This is a genomic window from Nostoc sp. CHAB 5715, assembly GCF_020829685.1.
Classification (GTDB): Bacteria; Cyanobacteriota; Cyanobacteriia; order Cyanobacteriales; family Nostocaceae; genus Nostoc.
Map to the genome: position 1 here is coordinate 1 of NZ_JAIVFR010000498.1, position 5,483 is coordinate 5,483.

Below are 5,483 nucleotides of genomic sequence, written 5' to 3' on the forward strand. Positions count from 1 at the left end.
GAGCAACTCTAGTTTGGCGTTTGCTGACTCCGCAAAATTCAGCACCTTCAACTGCTAATGTTCAACCTCAAGGGGTAAGAGTCACAGTATCGCCAGTACAAAGTGGCATTATTGAGGAAAGCTCAGATTTTATTGCTAGCTTAAAATCCCAGCGCTCAGTCACGCTCCAGCCGAGGATTCAAGGCCAAGTTACCCAAATATTTGTCAAATCGGCAGATCCAGTCGCACAAGGAGCGGCAATTCTCCAAGTAGATCCTCCCTCACAAGTAGGTATCAGTGGAAGCAATACTGTGCCTCAAGGATTTTTAGTGCAACTGGAAAATGCCCGCGCTATACTCAAATCTCTAGAAGCACAACGACCATCCTACGTTGCAAATGTGCAATTGTACCAGCAGAATTACGAAAAGTTTGTCACCCTAGCCCAGGAAGGAGCGGTGTCTCGACAGACTCGCGATCAGTTTGGTGCTCGGCTGGCCAATGCTAAGGCTAATCTTGATGCAATTGATTCTAGAATTCAAGCACAACGAGCCAAGATATTGCAGCTTGAAAAAACTTTGCAGCAAGCTAATGTAAATATTCCAAAACAACAAGGGAACCTCCAGTACGACAAAATTACTGCTCCCTTTAGTGGCACAGTTGGCAACATCGCTGTGAAAGTAGGTGATTTAGTTAATACTTCTACACAATTAGTTAATATCACGCAAAATCGACCTTTAGAAATCAACATCTCTGTGCCATTACAGCAAGGGCCCCAACTGCGTAAGGGAATGCCAGTGGAGGTTATGAACACACAAGGTCAAAAGCTTGGTAGAAGTAGGGTATTTTTCATTGCACCTACTGCCAGTAATGAAACACAAGAAATACTGATCAAAGCACTTTTTGACAACCCTAACGGTCAGTTACGTGCAGATCAATTGGTAAGGGCTAGAGTATTCTGGAATCAGCGCCCCGGAGTTTTAATCCCCACAACAGCAATGACTCGTGTAGGTGGAGATACTTTTGTTTATGTAGTTGAAACAGAAAAATCTCCCCAAGGTGTATCCCAACAAGTAGCTCGGCAAAAGCGAGTGAAGCTAGGCGAGATCAAAGATAATAAGTACCAAGTTATTGAAGGATTACAGCCAGAAGATAAAGTTATTATTTCAAGTTTGCTCAATCTTAGGGATGGCGTTGCGATCGCTCCAGAATCTTAAAAATGGATGCTAAATTGTAGTATGTTACTGCCAGCATACTACCAAATACTTACTACCAATTCCCATGTTTGTTGATTTTTTTATTAAGCGACCTGTATTTGCAAGTGTTTGCTCCATTATCATTTTGTTGGTAGGAGCCATTAGTATCCCGACACTACCCACAGATCAATATCCAGAGATCAGTCCGACTCAAATTAACGTTACAGCTAACTATGTCGGTGCTAATGCTGAAATCGTAGAAAATACCGTTACGACTATCTTAGAGCGGCAGATTAATGGCGTTGAAGGCATGAAGTACATGACTTCAAATAGCAGCAACAATGGCAATAGTACGATTACAGTTACATTTGACGCATCGCGCAACAAAGATATTGCAGCAGTCGATGTGCAAAATCGGGTATCGATCGCCCAACCGCTCTTACCAGAAGCTGTGCAGCAAACTGGAGTCACTGTCACTAAGCAGTCTAACAACATTCTCTTAGCGATCGGGCTGTACTCGGGTAATAAAGAATACGACAACGTTTTTTTAAGTAACTATGCCGACCTCTACATAGTAGATGCCCTCAAAAGAATCAAAGGTGTGGGTGAGGTGCAGATTTTTGGTGAACGCCGCTATGCGATGCGCTTGTGGCTCAACCCCAGCAGCCTTGCTAGTCGTAACCTTACCGCCCAAGATGTGATCGATGCACTCAACGAGCAAAATTTACAGGTGGGTGCTGGGCAAATCGGGCAGCAGCCAACATTACCAGATCAGATGTATCAAATCGATTTGCAAGCTATTGGCAGACTAAGTGGGGCAACGGAATTTGCCGACATGGTGATCAAGACATCTGAGGATAACACGCTGGTAAAGTTAAGAGATGTGGGTCGGGCGGAATTGGGAGCAGAAAATTACAGTACTTTTCTGCGATTTAGAGGCAACGAGGGTGTAGGTCTAGGGATATTTCCCAGTCCTGGGAGTAACGCTTTAGACGTTGCTAGGGCAGTTAAAACCGAAATGCTGCGGCTGGAGCAAAGTTTTCCCCCAGGACTGAAATATCAGGTGGCGTTTGATACAACACTTTTTGTGGAAGCGTCGCTAGCAGAAGTAGTTAAGACGTTGATAGAAGCGATCGCTCTGGTCGTTTTAGTAATTTATATCTTCTTGCAGGACTGGCGGACTACGCTGATTCCGGTGGTTGTCGTTCCCCTAACCTTGATTGGTACTTTTGCCTTTATCAAGGTTTTTGGATTTTCGATCAACACTCTGACCATGTTTGGTTTAACTTTGGCAACGGGATTGGTGGTTGATGACGCAATTGTAATTGTTGAGAATATCTCTCGCTTAATTGAAAATGAGGAGATGTCGCCCCGCCAAGCTGCCTCTGAGTCAATGCGAGAGCTGTTTGGAGCAGTGATTGCAACTTCCCTAGTGATAATGGCTGTATTTGTGCCCGTGGCATTCTTCCCAGGAGCTACAGGACAGATATATAAGCAATTTGCGCTGACGATCGCCTTTTCAATGGCGATTTCTACCTTTCTGGCCATTACCTTAACTCCTTCCCTCTCAGCCTTGCTACTGCGTCCGGGGCAAAGACCACGCGGTTGGTTAGGCTGGATTTTTGAGCGGGTTAACAGGTTTATTGATTGGACACGCAGGAAGTATGAACGCATACTCAATGGTTTGACACGGATAAAAGCGATCGTAGTGGGGATATTTATATTGTCCTTGGGGGTGACGGGCTGGCTTTACATCAGCGTACCTACAGCGTTTATCCCTGATGACGACCAAGGTTATTTCATCACGATTATCCAAGGCCCAGAGGGAGTTTCACTCAACTACACCAGCGAAGTCATGGCTAAGGTAGAAAAAGAAATCCTGAAATTGCCAGAAGTCACAGGTACTTTTGCGATCGGTGGCTTTGGTTTTAGCGGTAACTCTGCCAATAGTGGTGCGATCTTTTCCACTCTCCAACCTTGGGAGAAGCGTCACGAACCGGGACAGTCAGCACAGGCTATTATTGGTAAGTTGAGTGGAGTGCTTGGAGCAATTTCTGAAGCGAGAATTTTCGCGGTGAATCCACCATCTATTCAGGGTTTAGGCAGTTTCGGCGGTTTCCAGTTTGAGCTACAAGACAGAACAGGGAACAGTGGTTTAAATAACTTAGTGCAAGTTATGGGTCAGTTACTCCAACGCGGTAATCAGACGCCAGGATTGCAAGCTGTGTTTAGCACTTTTAGCGCAAATACACCGCAGATGTTAATTGAAGTAGACCGTAACAAAGCTAAATCCCTGCAAGTTGGAGTAAACGATATCTTTAATACCCTACAGTCTTACCTGGGTTCGCGGTATGTCAACGACTTTAATTTGCTACAACGAACTTATCGGGTGTATGTTCAAGCAGACGCTCAGTTTCGCTCTAACCCTGCGGATATCGGTAAATTATACGTGCGTTCTGCTAACAATCAAATGATTGCCCTGAGCAATCTTGTGAAAATTACTTCTGCTACCGGGGCGCAAACGATTAATCACTACAACTTGTTCCGCGCCATTGAAATCAACGGTTCTGCCGCTCCTGGTTATAGTTCCGGTGAAGCAACAGTAGCAATGGAGCAACTAGCAAAGAAGGTTTTGCCAGCAAGTATGGGCTATGAATGGTCGGGAATCGTCGCCGAAGAAAAAGAGTCTGGCGGTCTAGCACCCCTGATTTTTGGATTGGGACTTGTCTTTGTCTTTTTAGTGCTGGCTGCTCAGTATGAGAACTATGTTGACCCACTAATTATTATGCTGTCAGTTCCTCTAGCTATTTTGGGGGCGTTGTCGGCGCAGACGTTGCGGGGTTTAGCTAACGATGTATTTTGCCAGGTTGGTTTAGTAATGCTGATTGGTTTGGCAAGTAAAAATGCGATTCTGATTGTGGAATTTGCCAACCAACTGCAAGAGCGGGGTCTTTCAATTACCAGAGCAGCAGTGCAAGCATCACAAGAACGCTTACGACCGATTCTGATGACTTCCTTCGCCTTTATCTTGGGTATTTGGCCATTGGTAAATCCCGAAGGAGCAGGAGCAGCTAGCAGAAAATCTCTTGGTACTGCGATCGCTGGCGGTACAATTGTCTCTACTTTCTTGACTCTGTTTTTTGTACCAATTTTATATATCGTAATTGGCAAAATTCGCGATCGCTTGAGTCCACGTCGTCAGCTTCATGAGCTAGATGTTAGTCAAGATAGCAAAGTTCCTTCTACCAGCCATCGGTAAGTTAGGAGAGACGCGATTAATCGCGTCTGTACGTTAAGAGTTAGGAGTTAGGAGTAGCCCTGTCAAGGTGAGTTTTGTATTCATTACGAGCTTCTGAACTCGGAAGTTGCACCTCTGAACTCGGAAGTTGAGCCTCTGAACTCGGAAGTTGCACCTTTGAACTCGGAAGTTGAGCCTCTGAACTCGGAAGTTGAGCCTCTGAACTCGGAAGTTGAGCCTCTGAACTCGGAAGTTGCACCTTTGAACTCGGAAGTTGAGCCTCTGAACTCGGAAGTTGAGCCTCTGAACTCGGAAGTTGCACCTTTGAACTCGGAATTTTCAAAATTCTAAAAGAACAAGTCAAGATTTTGTTTGAAAGAATATGAAATTCAACAGGGCTATTTCATTCTCATCTAGCCCGCCTCAGAATAAATTCTGAGGCTAATAGCAAAAGTCGTCTAAAGACGACTAAGAAAGGCTTTTAGTCCACTAAAGTGGACTTGAGCTATGAGCCCGGAACTTTAGTTCTGGGCGGTTTATGTTTAGAACGAAATAGCCCTGGAATCAAATGGGATTGCTATATATTATTGACACTCTCCTGCCTAAAGGCGAGGAGATTCTTAAGACATTACTGTCAAAATATCCTGATTTCTCAGGTTCCCAGGCTCAATACGTTTGCCCTTCTTGGCGTAGTGATATCTCCTTGAAGATGTTTCGGGCGTAGACTTTCCCCCAGTCCGGGGGTAGGTTTTTAAATCTTGTACTGATGTAAATATCTTAGTATATTTGACTCAAGCCTAAAGGCTTTCAGGCAGCTTTCATCTCTTGCCTAAAGTACGGAACTCGCAACTACGTTGCTCTTCCTCAAGAGTTTTCAGCTTGCCATCCTTATAACTGAAACAACAATAGGTGAATCTATGGCATCAATAGCCGGAAAAGTTGCAATTATCACTGGTGCATCGCGGGGAATTGGACGAGCGATCGCACTAAAATTAGCGCAAATCGGCATCAAGCGGCTGATATTGGTAGCACGCGATCGCCAAAAGTTAGTCGAGGTAGCTAACGAAATCGAG

4 protein-coding genes are annotated in these 5,483 nt (G+C 44.8%); all 4 read left to right on the forward strand.

Features of this window, described 5'->3' with window-relative positions:
• Nucleotides 1-1,193 (forward strand): efflux RND transporter periplasmic adaptor subunit (locus tag LC574_RS24295; RefSeq protein WP_229456116.1); only part of this gene is annotated, 1,193 nt, incomplete at its 5' end.
• A 64-nt stretch (nucleotides 1,194-1,257) separates the two neighbouring features.
• Nucleotides 1,258-4,431: an efflux RND transporter permease subunit gene (locus LC574_RS24300; protein WP_229456117.1), complete on the forward strand. Its 3,174-nt coding sequence runs from the start codon at nucleotides 1,258-1,260 to the stop codon at nucleotides 4,429-4,431.
• 156 nt (nucleotides 4,432-4,587) lie between these two features.
• Entirely contained in the window at nucleotides 4,588-4,761 is a 174-nt protein-coding gene (locus tag LC574_RS24305) for a hypothetical protein (protein WP_229456118.1), read from the forward strand.
• 566 nt (nucleotides 4,762-5,327) lie between these two features.
• Nucleotides 5,328-5,483, forward strand: a 156-nt coding sequence (locus tag LC574_RS24310) for an SDR family NAD(P)-dependent oxidoreductase (protein WP_229456119.1), incomplete at its 3' end; no start/stop codon positions are given.